This window comes from Flavobacterium sp. CAN_S2 (assembly GCF_015752255.1).
In the GTDB taxonomy this organism is placed as follows: Bacteria; Bacteroidota; Bacteroidia; order Flavobacteriales; family Flavobacteriaceae; genus Flavobacterium.
This window is the reverse complement of sequence record NZ_JADOVA010000004.1, coordinates 223,250-244,392: the sequence shown is the minus strand read 5'-3', so window position 1 is coordinate 244,392 and position 21,143 is coordinate 223,250. Positions and strand designations below refer to the sequence as shown.

Genomic DNA, 21,143 nt, shown 5'->3' with positions numbered 1-21,143 from the left:
ATCTTGTCAAAATATTTTTCTAATTTATTCTGCGATGTAATCATTAACAATGTCAAGAAATAGTTCGTCTATTTTTTGAAAAGCTGCTTTAAAACCCACGTTTCCGTACTTTTCTTTCAGACTATTATTTTCGATGTACTTGAAATTATCAAATGAACTTAATTTTTTTCTTGTGTCTTCTGCATATCTTGTTCTTTCACCTTCAAAACTAAAAGGGAGAGTACATATGATTAAAAAAGTTTTTCCATTCTTCGAAAGATAATTTGCAGTGTCTTCCGTGAAAAAAGAGCTTATATAACCACCTAGCCCAGAAATAATAATGAACTTATCGTCTGATTCTAAGTGTTTATAAATAGCATCAGGCATTTGAAGTCGATTATTCATATCAATAGAAACAAGCTTATCTACAAATGTACCGCGATCTATCATTACTTCTTTTTGTGGTGGTGCAAAATGGATAAATTCAATTGTAGAGTCTTTAGGAATATTTCCTGACTCTGATGATACAGCTGTATATTTTGCCTTAACTCCATGATTATAAATAAATCTTAAAAAATTACATCCAGCTCCTCCCAGGGCTATAATATGTAATGGTTTTTTATCGATTTTGGATGTATCTTTAAGGGAATTGTTAGTTGAGCCTAAAACTTCTAATTCTTGTGGTTTTTTATTATACATAGTTTGTTCTTTTATTTACACCAAAATTAATTGGCATTAACGCCAAACGATGTCGCCTTAAAAACAGTTTCAAAAATATCTTCTAGATATTGAATTGTTTGAGAAGATTAATTAGTGAATAAAGTTTGAGATTTTGTTTTGAGTAGATTCGAGATATAAAATCAAGTCGATTAATCTTAAAATCAGACAACATTTTTGCAGCTGTAGGATATGTAAATTCCGCGATGACTTTCCAATCGCATTCAATTGTTTAATTATCTTTAATTTCCAATAGGCCCCATTTCTGTTCGCAACGATCCAGCGGAAAAGTAGTAAATCAATTTTTGGATCTATAATCTAGTTAGCACCTATGCTAACCCTTCTATATATGAAACTTCCCTTTGTATCGATCCATTTTATGTAGGGATTTAAAAGCTTAGTATTAAAACAATAAAGACCAATTGACTACTTTTTCCACAAAAAGAGTATTTGTAGATATATCCTGCAGTTCTAGGTTATTTCAAAGCTGTTCTGAAAAGTAATTAAAGTATCTTTCTTTTTGCTTTTTAAAACTTGGTTATTATAAACCAATCCTTTTAAGAGCAAGTGTTTGTTTGATTGTAATAGTTGAAATTCTAAATCATTTAGATTGAAGTTATCTGTCTTGATTTCAAAACTCCCAACTAAATCTATTTCCTTTTGTTATACATACAAGCCTTTTTCTAAACAGGGTTTCATTTTTTGGATTGTAGTGTTGTGTAATGGAAAGAGTACTAATTCTTCTTTTAAATCATTGCATTTTAATTTTTGCACTTTCTGGTTTCTATACCAAATCTCTATTTGGTTTTTTGATGTGTTTAAAAGCCCTTCAATGCAGTTTACTGCCAAATCTTCGTCTGATAGGATTGCTTTACTTTTGAGTAAGTAGTAAAAATATGGATCAATAATAACTTCTTCTAATGGCTGCTTCATTCTTTGGGCTATCACTTCGAACTTTATTTTTTGATCTTTAGTGAGTAATAATTGGTTCAATTTCCAAGCTTCTCCATAAAGATTTATTTTCAGTTTGCTAGTTGTCAATTCAGTACCTATTATTAAGTTTTTATTTGAGTTTATTCACTGTTCCTTTTACTTAATTTTTCCTCCAGTTCTTTAAGTAAATATTTATAATTATTTGTTTTTGCTATTTTTAAAAATAGTTCAAAAATTATCTTTATTTCAAATTCAAATTTTTCACAAAATCCACGTAGGATTAATTTAAATGTCTCAAAATCAAATCGACTCCTAAAACCATATCCACCACAATCAACTTCATAATCATCACCGTAAGTAAATGATTCATATGATGTAAGACTATTTTTAAAAATAGGGTAGTTTCCACAAAAATATCCGACAGTTTCATCATCAACTCTTCCATTATAATATCCAAAAACAAAAATTTTTTCTAATATCCAAAATTGTTGGGTAAGTCTAGCATTGTGTATTTCATAATCCTGGATAGGAATTGTTTTTTTTAAATGATTTAAAAAAATATCTCTTACTCTTATTCCTAAATTTTCCTGTCTTTCAACAACTTCTTCGTTTTCAAGTGTTGCTGTTTTTTCGATGAAATAAAAAAGAATATTATAGTTTAAGGATTCAATTTCACCATAATCCTGATCAGTAATACCTTTACCTACTATTCCTCTGTCAAATCTTTTAAAATAAGGTTCAGGCTGAATGGTCCCATCATCCCATCCATTTAAATCAGCATCAACAAAATAAATAATTCTACAATTTTCATAACGTTCATATCGTTTAAGCAAATTTAATTCCTCAATAAAATTATCTCCCAAATAATTTCTAAAAGAAATATGTTTTTGGCTATTTATCTGTTTATTCTCATAATTATATTCTTTGAAATTTTTATATTCATGTCTAGGAAATTTGTAAAGGTCTATTGTTGAATTGTATTCAAAATCAAATAATTCATTTAAATAAAAATAGGACGCATCGGTACACATCTTTATATTTTCAAGGTAGAAGTAATAGTTATTCGTTACAGAAAACGATGCGTCAGCAGGTATACCTTTCCATTTTGTCAGTAATGTTAATTCTCCTTGATTTTCCATCTCTTTAAAAAAGAAAAACAAACTTTCTCTATCAATATCGCTGAAAAACTGATCATAATAGAGATCTTCTGGAAGTTGATTAGGGTTGGCAACATATTCCCATTGTTGTGTTTCTTCATCAAAAATCTCCAAGTAGCAATAATACACTTTCATATACACTAACTTCTTCTATGCCAAACCTTTCCTTCGGTCGAAGAATAATATAGCCCTTTTGATGTTGTAACTAAAATTTCGTCACCACTATCCATTAAGTCCTGTAATGTTCCCATGCTATGAGATTGACCGCTTCTTCTGTGCCATACTTTTCCATTATTGGAGGAATACTCAATGAAGTTTTTTGCCACATTAATTCTTAATAATTCTCCTTTGTGTGAAACCATCTGTCCCATAATTTTATTTTTAAATTGTTATAACGCAAAAATATTTGGAGGAAAAGCCAAAGTGTGTCAGTCTGAAATTTATTATATATAAAAAAACGACACTTTTGTGGAGTGTCGTTTCGTATATCGTAAAGTTGTTTTTTATTATGGATTTGTTTTCCGATTTTATTCTATTGAAGTGTCAAACCCTGTTGCGATTATTGTAATTGCAATTGATTCGCTAAGATTTATATTTTCAGTAACAGACATAATTATATTGGCCTCGTAACCAGCTTCTGATTGTATGTAATCATTGATTTCGCCAACTTCATCAATTGTTGTTACAATTGTGCCACTTGTGACCAATAGCAAAACGTTCTTGGCTTTGGTAATTTTTTCCTCTTTCAACAGCGGAGAAAATAATGCCGACACAATTGCATTTTTTGCCCTGTTTTCACCGGAAACGACAGATGACCCAACTAAAGCGGAGCCACTATTACCTAATACTGTTGTGAAATCTTTTAAATCAAATCTTCGGTTATATACTATTTCAACTATTCCTTTTACAATGTTTGTGATAGTATCATTGATAAACTGAAATGCCGATTCAAAATTAAGATTTTCATTGAGGTGATTTGATTTGTTATTATCAATAACTATTAGCGAGTCAAATTGTTTTCGCATATTTTTAATCTCTGAATGTGCTTTTTCATAATTTAATTTTCCTTCAGAAAGGAATGGAATTGAAACAATACCTATTTTGATATTATCTCTTTCTTTTGCCAGATGTGCGATTATTGATGCAGTTTCCGTTTCTGTCGCTCCTCCCATTTCAGCAATTATCACAGCCATTTTGGTGCTGTTGCCCAGCTGAGTTTTGTGTGTAATCCTCTTATTCTCGATTACTTTAGCATCACTACTGCAAACCATAAAATCAACACCCTTAATCTTCTGCTGAATCATATCGTTTACACTATTGTCACCCGCAATTCCTATACCGATTACGTTAATCGTATTTGTACAGTCATATGTTAAATCCATTGCGAAGCCCGAACTGGTTATGGAGTTAATTTTCCTGATAACTTTTTTTGTAAACTCGAGTGTTATTTCTTTTTTATTAAGTTGTAATTCTGAAATCAGATAATGTAAACAACCTTTAAGGTCTTTCAAATTTGAATTTATATTTCGGGCGATACAGTCTATGATTTCTTCGGTTATTTCTACATTCGTGGAAAGCAATAAATTTCTTAGGATATCGATTCGGGTTACATAATCAAGTTGTTGAAGTTCTACCGTTAATCCTCCCTTAAAACGAGACAATAGTTGGGGATTAATATCTTGCATGTCGATTAGTGCCCGGTCAGCTGTTAATATGATTTGCTTGCCCTTTTGACAGAAATTATTAAATACTTCTAAGATAACTTCCTGCACTGTGGTTTGACCGGATAGGCATTGAATGTCTTCCAATATTAAAACATCTATCGATTGGAGCCAATTGACAAATTTATCACGGTTATTGTTATTTTCTGCATCTAAGTATTGTTGTCTAAAGATTTCTGAAGAAGTATATAAGACGCTTTTCTCAGGATACTGCTCTTTTATTTCATTACCCATCGCATGAACCAAATGCGATTTTCCCAAACCCATTCCTCCAAAAATAAACAAAGGATTGAATAATTTTTCTCCCAAATTACTCGTGACAAAAATTCCTGCCGATAATGTACTTTGATTTGAATCGCCAGCAATAAAATTATCAAAGCTGTATTTTTCATTTAGCTGAGATTCTATTTTAAATATTCGCGTTATAAACGTTTCAATCGGTTTTTGGATTTTTTTTCTTGAATTTGCCATCTTGCTATTTTTTGGTGTCTGTTTTTTTGTCTTTTTCGGAGCCATTTATTAAGCAAACATAGCAGCAGACAATGCCAAAGGGTGTCGGATATAAATTATTGTATAAAAAAACGACACTTTTTTTGAAGTGTCGTTTACAAATGTTTCTTGAATTAACTTAGAGAATCGTAAAGTCTAATTGTTTAAAATTGTTTTCTAATTCAGGAAGAAAATATTCTACTCCTTTAGTGAAATCATATTCTTTTTCAAAGTCCAAATCTTTAATTTTTACTTTAACTATCTCTCTTTTGAAAATTAGTGTAGTTCCTTCTTTAAGTAGTATTATATCGTCACCTGTGTAAAATTTTCCACATCGATTAACATTCTGATATTTTAGTTTAAATCCGAGTTTTTCAATGAAATAAGTTATAACCTCATTTCTATTATTTTCAATTAGAATAGCATTTGCATTTGCATTAAATTTTTGTTGTTCGTATAAATTTACACCTCTCCAGTCCTTTTTGACTCTGCCATAGCAAGTATAATTGAATAAGCCAGGATTTTTCAGTAATATTAACTTCCATTTTGGAATGTTATTTTCTTCTTCTGCAATCTTGTAAATGTTGGATTCTAGTATTTCGGTAAATTTTTCAATTTTTTGATCCAATAATAAATCAATTGTGTTTAAAATATAAAGGTTTGTGTTTTTGTTTTGCAAATACTCTTTCCAATACTGATGCCATTTCCCTCCTAACCATATTTCATAATCTCTAATTAAGTCTAATCCAAATGCCAGCATAGATCGACCTAATAAATTGCACTCTTTACCCAAGTTTACACCATTTTCATTAAACAAAATCATTGCAGCGTTTTTCCTTAAAATGAATTTATCTAAAAGAGAATTTTCCTTTTCAGGTAAAAGAAAATCAATACTACCTTTGAATAACAAATGGTTTTCTACTTCAATTATTTCATTTTCCCAATCTAAATTTTGCAAAATCAAAGTTGCTTTTAATTGCTCTTCGGTAGTTTGAGATCCGCTAAATCCTGGCAGTTTAAGATTTTCGTTTGAAATATATATTAAAATATCCTCAGTTTCAACTAAATTATTTACAGAAATTAAGATGTTTTTTAAACTTGAAGCATTAACATCTGAATTGATAACGAGATTTCTTAAAACTCTAAAAAATCGAACCACTTCTGATTCCTTATTTTCAAAATTATCACTGTTTTTTAAAATATATTTGAACAACCCAAAAAATAATACTCTTTGCGGGAAAGTTGGTTTTTGAATAAATTTAAGGAATAAATTTGCCTCTTCATCTTTCCAAAAATTGATTTTTTTGAGTAAACGTAAAATAAGATTTTCATTGTCGGAATAAAAATCTAAAAAGTAATTTATTTTGCTAAATACAACATCATTATCTTCTTCAAAGAAAATATTTTCAAACTCTTCATTTGACACATATTTTTCTAAATCATCTAAATCTCCAATTCTTTTCTCAAAATATTTTTTATTCTCATTAGATACTTCACGCTTTTCTACATAGCTAAACATAGCCATTCCTCTGAAAAAATTTATCATTTCTTCGTCGATAGAAAAGTCTTCATTATCATTTCTCCAAAATAAATCAGTCCAAACGGTATCCAATTTTAAAGACCATTCTTTTTTAAAGCTTTCGGTTGTCTTTTCCTCTAATTTTTCATCTAACCAAGATTTAAAATTTTCAAAATCAGACAATGCCTTTCCTCTAGCATTCATTTTTACGTAAAGTTCATCGGTTAAGTTAAATTTGTCTAATGGCAAAAATTCAAATTCAACTAAATTTGTAGTTGTTAATTTTTTCCAAAATTCAATTTCACCTTTAAATTTCACATTAATTGTGTCAAGCATTGTTAACATTGCTTTAATAGTAGGGTCTTTTTTCCACGTGAAATAAAACCATGAATTATCCATTATTTGTAATGATAATTTTTTGCTGTCATCAATTGATAGGTTGTTATTCACTAATGCTTCGCAAAATCTTCTTGAGCTTAATCTTGTTTCATAAGTAAATTTCAAAAATATTTCTTTATTTTGTTTTGATAAATTTCCAGAAATAGAAGCCAAATACCAATGTAATAAAAACAAGGTGGTTAATCTTTGTTGTCCATCTAAAGGGATTAACTTATTATCCGTTGTAACAGTACCATAAACAAAATCTAAATTCAGTTTTTCTCCATTTTTTATAGCTTTTTTGAATGCTTCTAAAATATTATTTCTAATAATATTTGTTTTTTCGCTTTCTCTTCCTTGAGCATAATCTCTTTGAATTTTTGGGATTTCAATGGAGTACGTATTTAATAAGCTCCAAAAATCCATTGTTTTTATTTCTTTATTATGCATTTTCAGTTATTTTTTCGGTTGATTTTAGTCCTAAAGTATTTTTCATAATCTCCAAATAATCTTCCCGATCCTTGCTGCTCCAAAAAAATATATGTTTTGGTTTTTCGGAATAATACTTTAGAAATACATTTTTTGTGCAAATTGGTATGAAAAAATTATTTTTTTCTGCATTAATAATCATATTCCTTTTCACAGCAAAGATATTATTGCTGATGGAACTGTTAGTTTTTCCGTCTAATAATGCCAAGTTATCTAAACTATGTAGCTCTTCGTGTGAATCCGTATCCGATGTTATTTTTTGAACTTCTGTGAATAAGCTTTCAAATCTCTCTTTTGAAAGCTCTAAATTGTTTTCATCTTCAATTTTTTTTATTAATTCAAAAGCCTCGTGCTTATCTATATTTTTCAACCCATCAATTGCCTCTTCTAACCATTGCTTCCACTGTTCTTTTGTGTTTAATCCATCAGAATTTTGAGCGTGAATGTGTTCTACCGTCCATTTATTATTTTTGTAAGATTTGAAAGGAAATCGTTGAAAATTATCTTTGCTCGAAATATTAATTTGAGTTTTAATATTGAATAATAATAGAACATTCTTTACTAAACCTAAATCTGAATCATATTGTAATTCATCAAATCTCGTCATAGCATTTGAATTCATTATTTCTTTTTCAATTTGACACAAGAAATTCTTACTGCTGTTTTCTTTATAATATTTGTTGATTAAATATTTAAGCTTGTTTTTTCCAGAAGTTTCAATACTATAACCTATTAGGTGAAACAATTCTACATTATCAAACCAATCCTGAAATAGGGATATTAACTTTGTAACTTCGCGCCAATATTCCAAAGTTGTTTCCCTTTTTTCATTGAAAAATCTAAAAGAGAATAGTTCGTCAGTTTTTTTATCGTCTCTATTTTTATCACTTATCAGATCAAAAATTAAATCGATTCTTGTAGTAGGATAGGATTTTTCGTCCGAAAGAAAATACCAAAAAGTATCATTTTGTAAAGTGTTTTCTATTATATCCCATTCCATCGCAATTTCATTTTTTACAACTTCACCAATATTTTTATCCGATAAGAATAACGCTTTGATAAGTTCTGAATTTGTTAGAGGAATTTTTCCAATATTAATTCTAGCAAATAATTCTTGTGATTTTATTTTTTCATTGTCATCTTCGCCTTCAATAACCTCATACCAAATTACTTGAGTATTACAAGTTAGTTTGTTGTGAAAAAAAGTTTTATCGCTTTCACTTTTATCTTTGAACCACTCTTTTACAGCTATATAAGCATTAAAAAAATGATAGTTGTCTATGTTGTCATATTCTTCATTTTTGAAGTCCTTCCATTCATTAACCTGAATTTTATTGTTAGAGATTATACTATTCAAAAAGGTGGCACTTTTTTCTCTTGTTTGGTAATCGATAGTGAATTTTTCTTTATCTAAAAACGACAGAATGATAAAAATAGTGGTCATTCGTTGCTGACCGTCAATAAGTTCTATTCTGTTGTCTTTTTTCTTTACAACAACTGGCTGTAGACAATAAAAGTCATCTTTGCCAACAATTTCGAATTCATTAATATCGTTCAACAAATCATTTACTTGCTGTTTATCCCATTTGTATCCTCTCTGATAGGTATCAACAAAAAAATGAGTTTTAGTTGTAATTATTTCGCTAATTGGTTTTAGTCCTAAAATATTGTTTACCATATATGTTGTTTTTTAATTTATTTCAAATGTAATTTAATGTGTTTTTTTATTTTGATTCCAAATGTCTCAAATACAACTCTGCACAAGCTTTAGCATCGCTCAATGCATCATGGTGATTTAGCGGAATGTTATGTTCTTGGCACAATGTAGCTAAATTTGACCTATAAATCTTATAAGTACAGTACTTATTGTAATCCGGTGCCGACATTCCATAATATTCTAATGTTTTGCCTAAAACAGGAAAATCAAACCCAAACCCATTGTGCGCAATTACATTTTGGTTTTCTATAAATGGCGCAATTTTGTGCCAAATTTGATCGAAAGTGGGGGCATTTTTGGTATCTCTTGCCGAAATTCCATGAATTTCTGTAAAACGCTGCCAGTAGTAGTTGTCGGGTGGTTGCACCAACAAATTGATTTCTTGGGTGATAATTCCATTTTCGACTCTTACCAGTCCAACCTGGCAAATGCTCCAACGGTAACCTTGTGCTGTTTCAAAATCTATAGCGGTATAAGAATGGCTCATTAATTATATATTTTGATCATTTCTTCGATGCGGATTTTTACTGCTTTGCGTAATGTTGAAGGTTCATATACTTCAACTTGATCACCATATTTAAGCAATTCCATGATCAAATCATTGGTTGGATGCATGTATAATTCAATAAGGAGTTCTTCTTCTGTATCGTGTACAACTTTTTGTGAGGAATGGAGCGGGAAAGATTTTATATAATTTCCTTGCTGCCACGTAAAAGAAAGTACGATTCTTTGAACAGGTTCGTAGGTTTCAATGCCAAAAGCATGTTGGTAATTTTTATCCATATCAAAAACGATGGGCTTGAATTTGTCAGCTGAAATTTTCAAATCAGTGATTCTGTCGAAACCGAAGTTCTTTATACTTCCGTTTTTGTTGTCTTGGGCTATCAGGTACCAGCGGTGTTGGGATTCTTTAATCGCAATGGGTTTTACCGTTCTTTGGGTAATTTCCATACTCCAAAATTTGGTATGGGTAAATGATATTTCAAAATTATTTTGGATCGCATATAAAATGCCGTTTATCAAGGTGGTTCCTGAGGCTTTGCGGCTTTCCAAATAAATACTTGGTGCTATTTTACTTCCCTCTTTGAGTGCTTGATGAATTGAAAATGCCTCTATCATTCTAGACACCGAAGGATCTTCTACATCCTCATCGATATAATACACCTTATCCTTGCGGTTGTACTGGATCAGAATACCAAACAAATCCAGTATGTCTTTTTTATCTCTATCGAAAGTACGAGCTGAAAATTCGAAATTAGTACTCAAATCCTCATTTGCAAGTTTAGTCATTACCAATTTGTGTAAATCCTTAAAATTACTAGGAGCAGATTTTAATCGATCCACGATGTATAAATAGCGTTTGTAAAATATTACTTTTGCCATAGGTTTCTTTTTTTATTTTGCTAAAGTATTATTTTAGTCCGACAAAATGTGACGGTTAAAAAAACGAATAATTTTTATTTTATATCCATTCTAATATTAACAAGAGCGTTAAAAAAAATAACCTTTTATCTACAGAGAATATCAATTGTCACCTATCGTTGTTGGTGCCCGTTCTTTATAGTTTGTTATTTCTAAAACAATAAATAGTAAATCAATACTTTTTTGTCAAAATCAATATTAAAGTAAAATATAAAATTAATGCAATGTAAAATTGAATCCTTACGGGAAACCGTAAAGGGTGAAAATAACTTAATAAAGGAATTCAAAATTGTGATTTTTTCCCGGTTCATGTTTCCGCTGATTTAAGTTAAAGAATTGGAGTATCAACTCAGATTTAAAACTATGGATCACTACATGTCCAGTACGTAATTTACTAATCTAATATATCATCCGGTTTATTGATTAATGGATCAACCCAATCTGCTTTGTTAGTTGCCCAATCAATCCATTCTAGTTTTTCAGGAGTTAGATTATTGGTATTGATTGCCTTTTGTTTTACAGCTTCAATATATTGTCTAATTATGAGGGTTTTGTCATATTGTTCTGAAAGTTTAACTAATCTATTAAATTTATCAACTTCTTCATCCCTACGTTTATTAATTTCTGCTTTACGTTTTTCCTCTTCTTCTCTTTTTAAATTCGCTATTCGAGAACGCTCTTCCCATTCTTTTTCTCTTTGTGCAATGAGTTCTAGTTTGGCCACTATTCTAGCTAACATTCCTTCTAATTTAACCTTGCCATCACGCCATTCTCTTTCTCCTGAGTATTTACCTACTTTAAAAATAAATTCTCCTGTTGGAATGTATTCTGAAGAACCATATTTTGTTGTTGGCGGGATTCGTTTTGATGCTTCCCTTAAATCAATTTCGACATAAATATTATCTATAAGTACACAATCATAACCGTACTGTTTTGATAAAGTATGTCCTCTATATCGAAGTAATTTGGTAAGTGTGTCCATAAACCTCAACGCTCTTTCTCTATTGTTTTTTTCAACCCTGATTGGATATTTAATTCTACTATCCTCTCGATATGAAGTGAAAGAAATTTTGCCTTGCCAATATTGTTTGGTTTGTATGGTCAGAATATCCGGTTTTATGATTTTATCGGGAACAATTAAGGGAGCATTAGGATCATTCTCAATTTCGTGGGTTATTATCGTTAACGGTGTTTGGGCAACATTTACAGAATTACCTTCTTCCCTTAGGGTCAAAACGATTTTATCCACACCACCAAAGACCGGATTCAGTTTTTCTTTTTTGAATTTTTTATTGAATTTGAGTTTTGACCAATAACTACCGTCAGGCATTGGGATTTCAAATTGTTTACACAATTTTTTTATTCCGTCATTGCTGTATGCATATTGCTGCGTCAACTTTGAAAGTGTTGTCGTCCATACGATATCGTATAATTCTTTTCTAGTTAATTCGATGGTTTCCATAAAATATACCTCTTTAAAAATTATAATTAAAGGTACAATATGTTGTTTTAAAAGTGAAATAAGCCCTTCGACGTTGTTTATGATGAATTTGAATTGATAAATACTTCGACTAAAACAGGATTTTGCGAAGCTGAATGAGGTAATTTCTGATGTAGATTTCGATGTCAGGATACTTCTAAAAACTAAGTTTCTGTAGATACTATCATTAATTTAGATTAATATCAACTTAGAAGTGAAGACACTTCGGAGTTTTAACTTGTCGATTTTTGACTTTTTCCTTGATGGAAGAGGCACAGATTAGAAATCTGCATTATCGGGCTTTATTAAAAATAAAGACTAATTGCTACTGCTGATAGAGATTGTTTATGATTAATTGGAAAAGACGTGGAATGTAAGTGCGCGCTAGCAGGCAACTGGTTATGTTGGTCAAAAAGTGCTACTTGATGCTGTATTTGTTTATAGCATGTTTGAGGTTACAATATAACGTGCCATAGGATGATTCGTGCGGGAGCGACATGTAATGAATGTAGCGATTAGGGTAAAAGGATAAGGTTGGGACTCCTTGTTATGGATGGTTTTAAGGGGTGGATTTCTTGTTTAGCAGCCAGAAAGGTCCTTTCATCGGCTAGAAAGGTACTTTGGCAAGACGAATGATTTTATAGGAATAGAAATTATATTTTTGGTAAAATACAGGCTATCAAACCATAAAAATTATAAACTATGGCAAATTATTGTTTTGAATACTGCAGAACAAAAAGTTCCCTCATTTCGAGCCTTACGGCTAATTCTTGTTCAAACATTTCGAGCCTGACCGGATCAGTAAATTAGTATTTGCAATAATGAATTATTGTTTTATTCGAATAATAATATTTTAAAAATAAATTTAATATTCATTCCTCAATGATAGATTCTGACCGACCGTACAGACGTACAGAAATTGATAAGATTTTCACGAAAACAAAAGCCTCAATGCAACAAGCAGCTCTGAAAAGAGGTGGTGATGGAATTGCACTATATATTGATGTTTACACTGGAAAAACATTACGAGGAGGTGACTCCTACGATTATGAGCACCTTAGATCCTCTGAAGCGGTTCATACCCAATACAAATCATTATTAACGGACGAACAGATCGCTTTGGTAGTTAACTGTCCCGAAAATGTTGCTGTTACACTTAGATGTATCAATCAGTCTAAAGGCAAAAGGAAAATGGAGGAGTGGTTATCTAACCCAGCAAATATAACAGCCAATGGGATTGATTTGAAATTGACATTGGCTAATTTGAAAAAAGCGGATGAGGGGATAAATAGAATAGTAGTTAGTCTTATTTCTAACTAACTATTAATCAACAATAAAAAAATAATTAGCCGTGATAATTAATTTTATGGTACATCTAAAAATAAAGAACTTTTAATCAGTAATATTATAAAAAGATAAAGTAAAAGGTATATATTACTCAAAACTTACACGAAAAGAAAAGAGTATTGAAGGCAAAAAAAATTAAGCGGATTTTACAAGATACAGTGTATATGACAGAATCAATAAAATCTTCAAACAATGGTAATTTGAACTTGAAGGATATTATTAACGAATTAATTGAAATTTTATCATCTAAAAGCAATTTTGATAATTATTTTAAAGCAGATATAGAAATATTTGCTAAAATAAAGGAAAATTTTGATAATGGAATTATTCGTGTTGGACTAATTGGTATTACAAGTTCTGGCAAATCAACTTTAATCAATGCGTTCTTAGGGGAACAACTCTTACCTCAAAAAGTCAAGCCGAGTTCCAATATACTTGTTGTATGCTGTTATGAAAAGATAAAAAAGGCAACTATATTTTTTGAGGAAGTATCGAAAAAGGCTCCTGAAGTCATTTTTACTAATATTTCGAAATCTATAGAAAAATATGGAGATGAACATTATAATCCTGGAAATACTTATCAAGTAAAAGAGATTCGTGTAGGAACGCCTACTTTTAAATTATCCAAATCTATTGCATTAGTTGATTCACCAGGACTTGACGCTTATGAAATGGAACTTCATGATAAAATCACCTTACAGTTAGCATTACCTACTTTAGATTTAGTATTATATCTTACGACCGTAAAAGCAAGCTCAGATAAGGAAAATCTATTTAGAATTGATGAAATTTCCACAGATGGCAAACCATTAATTGTAGTTCAAAACATGATTGATTCGATAGAGCCTAAAATAATTAAAGGAGGGATTGTTGCCAAAGACAAGGAGGAAATAAGAGAAGAGCACTATTTAAGATTGAAAAAATTATTAAATAATGGGTGTAATAGTTCAACTAATAATGCTAATATAATTCAAGTCTCAGCTTTGCAGGCATTAAATGATAAATATGAAGAATCCAATGTTGAACAATTATTTAATGTAATTACAGATGTTGAAATCAAGTTGAAAATAAGTCAAGAAAATGATAGAGCCAATCAATTGTCTAAAAAAGTAGATAGTTTAATTGGTAATCTCTCAAATGTTGTAAGCTATAATTTTTACAAAGAAGAAGAAAATGTTCAATATTTGAACAATGATTTTAAGACAGCCTTTAAATCAGATATTTTAGACGAAAAAGCTGTTATTGAAGATTTTGAAAATTACAAACGCTCTAAAATATCTGAAATAAATAGTACAAATTCCGAAACTGAAATTAAAGGATTAATAGATTTATTTTTAAAAGAGAAGGAAAAAAATGAGATTGATTTATCAAATTCAATTAAAAAAACTCAAGATGATATTATAACTTTTGGAAAAAAATTAAATTTTACCACTCAAGATTTAAGGATTGCAATTAATAATTCTCCAAGTAAATCGAAAATCGATATCAGAACAACACTTGAACATAAAACTAATAAAAAGACTGTAAGTAAAGAAGGAATATCTGGTTCTTTTGGTCGTTTTTTTGGTGATATAATTGGTAATAAAGATTGGGGATATGAAATTATTGAAGAGAGGGTGAGTTATGCAGTAATTGATAAAAAGACTTTAATTTTTCATATGAACACTATTTTTGAAAATTGGAAAAAATGGTATACTGATACATTCAATAAATATAAAGAACAAAGAATAAAAGGAATTGAAAAGATAAACGATGGTATAAATCTTAAAAGGAATTCAATAAATGATAAGAAAAGAAATATTATTTTAAGTGATGATAAAAATGAATTGATATCAAAATTAAAAGAAATTGCCTTTCAATTAAAAAGGAAAATCTCAGTTAGTAATCATAAGTTTAGCATTGATAAAAGCGAATACAATACAAGCAAAGAAGAAGACGAAGAATGTATTATTGATCAGTCTAAAATGGTAATAGATCTATTTAGGCTGAGTCATATCAACAGTTATTATCCTTTATATGCCATCAGGGACTTCTGCCTTGAAAAAGTAAATTCAAGATCAATATTTATTTGGGGTTGGGATAATAATGATTTAATTTCATTTACTAATTTATTTTTTCAATCGCCAGAGCCAATTTTGAATAGCAACTTTTCTGTCAAACTTAATACAGATGCCGGTGAAATATCCTTGATCAACGAAAATAACTTTAAGAAAGACCAGCATATGTTCTTCTTTAAGAAATTAAGTGAGATAGATTCTACAATCTTTGTTAATGTTGATCTTTCACAATTAGGTTTCTTGGAAAAGAAATACAAAGAATCAATTATTAACGCAATTCCTAAAAAGACTGTAATATGGGTAGTTCAAGGCTTAGAAATACTGTTAAAGAATGATTCATTAATTGAAGCAGTAGTTAATTTTAGTAACTACCTGGATAAGATTAATGCAATGGACAGATTATTTATAGTTTCATCAAAAGATCCATACTATTCTCTTCTTGTTCATGAATTAATTAATATAGATGATTTAAATAATTTTTTAATTAGCGATGAAAGAGCGATTATTAATAAAGTGGGGAAAAATAGGGAGGAAGAAGTAAGCAGATATATAAAACAATATTTATTTGAAAAAAGAAATTAATATGCAAGAATATGTAAAAATTAAAACAGACAGCCAAACCTCAGAATTATTGAAACAAGTTAGAGGCGCAATTGAGTCAGCAATTGAGTCAGCAATTGTTGAAAGTATGAACGATAACCAAATTAATGAAAATCTGAAAACCTTAATTAACAATCATAATGAATTTCCAAATTTTGATAAATTATTAAATGAACAATTAGTAAAAATCAATACAAAGGTCGAAAATGTAGCGGAGCACAATTTGTCTCAGATAACTTCAAAAAACGAATTAAATAGAAACATTATAATAGACAAAATTGTTACACTATTTGATAAAATTCTTACGCAAGATAAAACTTTATCTAACATTCATTTATTGCAAAAAGAAATTGAAGAAAATTCAAAACCAATAGAAGAGATTAAAAAACTTACTATTTCAAATTATGATAGTGTTTCAAAAAAATTAGATGAAATTAAAATGGTAAACAGTGGAACTTCCCAGTCATTAAATAAAGTATCAAATTTAAATGAACAGATTGCTTTTGATAATGCTGAAATAAAAAATTCTATTAATCTAATTTTAAGTAAACAAGATTCTATAATAGAAAGAATAAATACTATTGAGACGATTCAAAATAAACCTTGGTATAAAAAAATAATAAAATAAAGATTTATCATATGATAGAGTTAATTAATGATAGTAATTTCGTTAGGATAGTTAAACGCTATAATTCTACAAATACTGAAGATTTGGAATTAAAAATAGCCTCATGGGATAAAGTATTAAAAACAGATGTTTTTACCATACCAATCTTAGGAGTCCAAGGTGCAGGAAAGAGTTCTTTATTAAATGCCTTATTAATGGATGATATAGTGCTTCCTGTTGACAGTGACGAGACTACTTGTATCCCTACTGAAATTATTTATTCAAAAGAGAATAATAAAGAAGTTGAAGTTCATTTTTTAGATGGTCGTATTGAAAAAACTTCATGTGACGAGCATGGTTTAAAAAAATATGTTCATCAAGAGGACAACCCGGATAATAAAAAAGGAGTAAAATGCATTAAAGTATACAGAAACAGTCCTTTACTTAATAATGGAGTAACTTTTGTAGATTTACCTGGCGTTGGTAGTTTGTCAGAAAGTAATGTTAAAACTACTATGGATTATATTAAAAAGGCTACAGGAGCTATTTTTTTGTTAAGAACAACACCTCCAATAACAAATAGTGAATCTGTTTTTATAAAAATAGCTTGGCCATTATTAGGTAAAGTTTTCTTCGTACAGAACCAATGGAATGATGAGACACTTGAAGAGGTTAAAGATGGTAAGGATCATAGCATGTTAGTCCTTGAAAAGATTGCTAATGAATCTAAACTACATAAATCTGATATTGATATTGACGTAGTAAATATATATCAATCTTTAACATCTAAAGTAACTGAAAACACTATTGGTTTGGAAAAATCAGGTTTAATTGATTTGGAAAACAAAATTATTAAGTTTATAAAATCATGGAAAGACGATGTGTATATTTCAGTTAAGAATAATATTATAATATTAGTAGGAGATACGGAAAACGCATTGATTCAAGAGAGAGAATCGGTGACTTTAGATAAAGAAATTTTAAAAAAAGAGTACGCAGATAATAGGGCAGAATTTGAAAAAGAATTTAGTAATTCAAAAGAAAAATACTCTGAAATTAAAATTAAAATAGAAGAAAGAAAAGAGACACTCTCATTAGGAATTAAAGAAACAGTTAGAGTGTCCAAAGAAAGTTTTAGAAATTTAATTAGAACAAACTTAGATAAAGGAATTACAGATGGACCTAAACTAGATAAAGTTTATAATGATCTAAAAAGTGAACAAGTAAATATTGTATTTGAAACTATAGAGCCATTATTTGAAGATTTTATTGTAGAGATGCAAAGATATTTAGAGGAAATTCCTGGTTTTTCAAAAAAGACCAGAATAAATAATTATGAATCGATAGGAATAAAGGAAAAGACTAAATGGGAATCATTACTAAGTAAAATAAGCAGTGCTGGTGGAGGGATTGGTGGTGCCATGGGAGGTTATGCGGCTGCTGTTGCAATTGGTGTTAAGCTTGGAGCTACAGTAGGTGCTGCGGGTGGTCCCGTTGGGATTGCTATAGGAATTGTTGCAGGAGCCGTTGGAGGATTTTTAGGTTCGTATATCTCTAGTAAGATAGGAAAGGAAGGAGAAAAAGCAGTGATTAAAAGTAGATCTGAAGATGCTAGAAAAATAATTTTCCCTTTAATAGATAAATGGAGTTTAGAAATTGAAAAGAATATTCAGGCGCAATTTTCTCAAATGACGTCAGAGTTGTTTAAAAATATTGATAGTTTTTATGAAAAAGCAGCAATTGATTTTAAACTTAATGAACAAAAATTAGTTGAAAACTTAGATAAAAATAATGAACAAAAAGAACTACTCATCTATGACTTAAATAATGATTTATCTGAGATTAATAGATTTTATAAAATATTAAACTAATGGTTAAAAACAGCATAATTAATCTTTCCAAACAAGCAGGTGAAATTATAAAAGAATCAGGTTACGAGTCAATAAATGCCTCTCATAAATTATTACACGCTCGATTAGAAAATCCACAAAGTTACACAGCAATAGTCGGTGAAACCTCAAGCGGAAAGTCTACTATTATTAACGGTTTGTTTTCAAAAAAAATACTTCCATCTAGTGCAAAACCTACAACTGGGACTGTAACGCAACTAATTATAAATAATTCTAAAATCAAGCAAGAATTTATTGCTATTAATAGAGATGCTTCTATAGAAATAATTGATCAAAATGTCTTTAATCATTTAGTTGAAAAACCAGATGAAAATCTCTTAAGGTTAAAAACTATTTTACCCCATCCTTCTCAAAAATATGATGGACTAAATATATTTGACACGCCTGGTTATAATTCATTAATAGCTGAGCATGAAGAAGTATTGAGAGATTTTATTCCGGATTGTGATATAATAATCCATGTTGTTGGATATCGCGTAGGGTTCGGAGAGCAGGATCAATTACTTTTATCCTCTGTTTACGAGCATATCAAAAATTTAGAGTTAGATATCCCAGTAATTTTAGTTATTAACAGATGTCCAAGTGATATTACATTATCAAGTAAAAGAATTGTTGAAATTTATAATCATGCCAAAGACACCATTCATAAAGATTTTGAAATAATTTTAGTGTCAAGTATTATCCAAGACGATCTTGAGAATCCGAAAGATGTTTTGCCAGAGGCTAAAGAATTGTGGAATTCATTATTTGATATAGTTAATAGTAATAATAGAAAAGAGCAATTAGAAGAAATTGGCCGAGTAAAACTTTTAAGTCTTTTAAATGAACTAAGCCTTAATCTGGAAGAAAAACTTGCATTAAGTGAATTGAGTAATGCTGATCTTGAATTTCTAAAAAAGCAATTAGAAGAGTTTATTAAAACAAAAGAAAAATTATTTTCAATCTTAGATAAATATACCAATCGTTGGAAAAGAACCCTACCTGTACAATTAAACAAAAGAATATCTGAATTAATACTTTCCACAACAAAAATAATTAAAAATGATAATAAGTGGTTAGATTCAAATACTTGTATTTCCTATTTAGGAACTCATCAACTCCCTTTTAATAGTAGAAAAATAATTAAGGAAGATATTAATGACTATTTCAAAATTGAATTGGAGGGAATGAATAAAGAAATGGAAGATATTTCAAATCAAGCAATTCAAAAGTTGACTAGTAGTATAGATTATAATCCATCAAAAACCTATGCTGATGTCCTTAAAGTATTAGTTAATAAAATTGGCTTACGATTATTAGGAGATACAAGCAAAGTTTTATTAAAAGGATTAGGTGGAGTAGGAGGTGTTGCATCTGGTACAGGAAATCTTGTAAAAATGCTAGTTTCAAGATCTGGAAAACTTTTTGGTAAAACTTTTAGTAGAGAGGTGTACAATACTATTGGGCGTACTTTTACAAAAAAAATGATAGGACGATTAAATGTCGCTTTTGCAGTAATTTTAGAGGCTGGTATTTATATTCATGAATCTAAAACTTGGCAAAAAAAATTAATTAAGCAAATAGAAACATCTTTAAATGAGTTTAAAGAAGAAGTCACAGGTGAAATTACGGAAAATACAATTGAAAGTATTAAACAAAGTAATATAGATACTATAAATGATATATACTCCAATTTAGAAATAGAAACAAATAAAGAAATTTCTATATTGCTAAATGATAAGGAAAAAAATCAACTAAAAAATCAACTAAAGAAAATTAATAAAATAAAAAAAGAGTTATCAATATGAGTGATTTTAAAACAACAGAAACAAAACGAGTAATAAATGATGCCGGCGAAATTATTTATGTCCCTATTCCAAATAACGAAAGCCAAATTAATCCCAAAAAGGACATCAATGATGATGCAAAATTATCGGGTGTTAATAAAACAGAAGTATATAGCCAAGCTCTTACCGAAGGAGCTAAGGTTGTTAATAAAATTTTGGATATTGTAAAAATAAGAGAACAAACAGATGCTTCGTTAAAAACTATGGACAAACAGATTGAGTTGGTAGAAAGAACGACTGAGTCTGAAATAAAAAAAATGCTTGCGGAAACAGATAGCTGGGAAAAGCGCTTTTCAATGGTATCCAAGCTTTTACAGGATATGACTATAACAGTTACAACTAATAAAGATCTTCACCCAGATGTAGCTAAAGCGTTAGTAAATGCAGTAAAAGAAGCTATGATTAATATGTCTAAAAGAGAATAGTAATGGCTCTTTCTTCCGATGATTATTTAGATATTGTAAATGCGGTAATTGATTGTATCCATTTAAAAGAACAACAAGAATCTATAAGATTAATTAAAGAAAAATTGGATCAATTAAATAGAGCTATATTTGAAAGTCAAGTAAAAGAACAGAAAGCCCTAGCATTAATAATTGCTAGATTAAAATTTTTAGAAAAAAGATTACGAAATAAAGCAACTATAGTTGACCCAATTTTAAAAGAAACATGGGAGCTGCTTGCATCGAATGTAGGCAATCAATTATTCGAAATTATTAAGCAAAAAAGGAATCATGCCAGATTGCTATAAATGACACTATACTATAATGTGTAAGATAAAAGGATTCAACTTAA

17 protein-coding genes are annotated in these 21,143 nt (G+C 29.6%); 7 read left to right on the top strand and 10 right to left on the bottom strand.

From position 1 onward, the window contains the following. Positions 1-24 precede the first annotated feature (24 nt). From IWX80_RS12885 to IWX80_RS12840, 10 genes are all read right to left on the bottom strand, one after another. On the bottom strand, positions 25-678 hold the full coding sequence (locus tag IWX80_RS12885) for a hypothetical protein (RefSeq protein ID WP_196853779.1): 654 nt from the start codon (positions 676-678) through the stop codon (positions 25-27). 681 nt (positions 679-1,359) lie between these two features. Further along, the gene (locus IWX80_RS12880; RefSeq protein ID WP_196853778.1) at positions 1,360-1,737 is read right to left on the bottom strand and encodes a hypothetical protein; all 378 of its coding nucleotides are present in this window, start codon (positions 1,735-1,737) and stop codon (positions 1,360-1,362) included. 32 nt (positions 1,738-1,769) lie between these two features. Then, positions 1,770-2,921 carry a hypothetical protein gene (locus IWX80_RS12875; RefSeq protein ID WP_196853777.1) on the bottom strand — a complete coding sequence of 384 codons (1,152 nt, stop codon included), beginning with the start codon at positions 2,919-2,921 and terminating at the stop codon, positions 1,770-1,772. 5 nt (positions 2,922-2,926) lie between these two features. Continuing rightward, positions 2,927-3,157, bottom strand: a complete 231-nt coding sequence (locus IWX80_RS12870) for a hypothetical protein (protein ID WP_196853776.1) — start codon at positions 3,155-3,157, stop codon at positions 2,927-2,929. 156 nt (positions 3,158-3,313) lie between these two features. Beyond that, positions 3,314-4,978, bottom strand: coding sequence for a DnaA ATPase domain-containing protein (locus IWX80_RS12865; RefSeq protein WP_196853775.1), 1,665 nt, complete (start codon positions 4,976-4,978; stop codon positions 3,314-3,316). Positions 4,979-5,135: 157 nt separating this feature from the next. After that, on the bottom strand, positions 5,136-7,343 hold the full coding sequence (locus IWX80_RS12860; protein WP_196853774.1) for a GmrSD restriction endonuclease domain-containing protein: 2,208 nt from the start codon (positions 7,341-7,343) through the stop codon (positions 5,136-5,138). Continuing rightward, a complete protein-coding gene (locus tag IWX80_RS12855; protein WP_196853773.1) occupies positions 7,336-9,060 on the bottom strand; it encodes a DUF262 domain-containing protein in 1,725 nt (574 codons plus the stop codon). Before IWX80_RS12855 ends, IWX80_RS12860 begins: the two co-directional genes overlap by 8 nt. Before the next feature lie 46 nt (positions 9,061-9,106). After that, positions 9,107-9,586 (bottom strand): 3'-5' exonuclease, encoded by a 480-nt coding sequence (locus tag IWX80_RS12850; RefSeq protein ID WP_196853772.1) that lies wholly within the window; start codon positions 9,584-9,586, stop codon positions 9,107-9,109. Then, on the bottom strand, positions 9,586-10,482 hold the full coding sequence (locus tag IWX80_RS12845; RefSeq protein WP_196853771.1) for a helix-turn-helix transcriptional regulator: 897 nt from the start codon (positions 10,480-10,482) through the stop codon (positions 9,586-9,588). Before IWX80_RS12845 ends, IWX80_RS12850 begins: the two co-directional genes overlap by 1 nt. A gap of 433 nt (positions 10,483-10,915) precedes the next feature. Next, positions 10,916-11,983, bottom strand: coding sequence for a hypothetical protein (locus tag IWX80_RS12840; RefSeq protein WP_196853770.1), 1,068 nt, complete (start codon positions 11,981-11,983; stop codon positions 10,916-10,918). A 900-nt stretch (positions 11,984-12,883) separates the two neighbouring features. On the opposite strand from IWX80_RS12840, the gene IWX80_RS12835 reads away from it, so the two are divergent. From IWX80_RS12835 to IWX80_RS12805, 7 genes are all read left to right on the top strand, one after another. Further along, positions 12,884-13,321: a hypothetical protein gene (locus IWX80_RS12835; protein ID WP_196853769.1), complete on the top strand. Its 438-nt coding sequence runs from the start codon at positions 12,884-12,886 to the stop codon at positions 13,319-13,321. 146 nt (positions 13,322-13,467) lie between these two features. Beyond that, positions 13,468-15,987 carry a dynamin family protein gene (locus tag IWX80_RS12830; protein WP_196853768.1) on the top strand — a complete coding sequence of 840 codons (2,520 nt, stop codon included), beginning with the start codon at positions 13,468-13,470 and terminating at the stop codon, positions 15,985-15,987. Then, on the top strand, positions 15,971-16,633 hold the full coding sequence (locus tag IWX80_RS12825) for a hypothetical protein (protein ID WP_196853767.1): 663 nt from the start codon (positions 15,971-15,973) through the stop codon (positions 16,631-16,633). The genes IWX80_RS12830 and IWX80_RS12825 overlap by 17 nt, the downstream gene beginning before the upstream one ends. A gap of 11 nt (positions 16,634-16,644) precedes the next feature. Further along, on the top strand, positions 16,645-18,483 hold the full coding sequence (locus IWX80_RS12820) for a dynamin family protein (RefSeq protein WP_196853766.1): 1,839 nt from the start codon (positions 16,645-16,647) through the stop codon (positions 18,481-18,483). Further along, positions 18,483-20,309, top strand: coding sequence for a dynamin family protein (locus IWX80_RS12815; protein WP_196853765.1), 1,827 nt, complete (start codon positions 18,483-18,485; stop codon positions 20,307-20,309). Before IWX80_RS12820 ends, IWX80_RS12815 begins: the two co-directional genes overlap by 1 nt. Then, complete coding sequence (locus IWX80_RS12810) at positions 20,306-20,773, top strand: hypothetical protein (RefSeq protein WP_196853764.1); 468 nt, start codon at positions 20,306-20,308, stop codon at positions 20,771-20,773. The genes IWX80_RS12815 and IWX80_RS12810 overlap by 4 nt, the downstream gene beginning before the upstream one ends. 2 nt (positions 20,774-20,775) lie before the next feature. Continuing rightward, positions 20,776-21,099, top strand: a complete 324-nt coding sequence (locus IWX80_RS12805; protein ID WP_196853763.1) for a hypothetical protein — start codon at positions 20,776-20,778, stop codon at positions 21,097-21,099. Positions 21,100-21,143 lie beyond the last annotated feature (44 nt).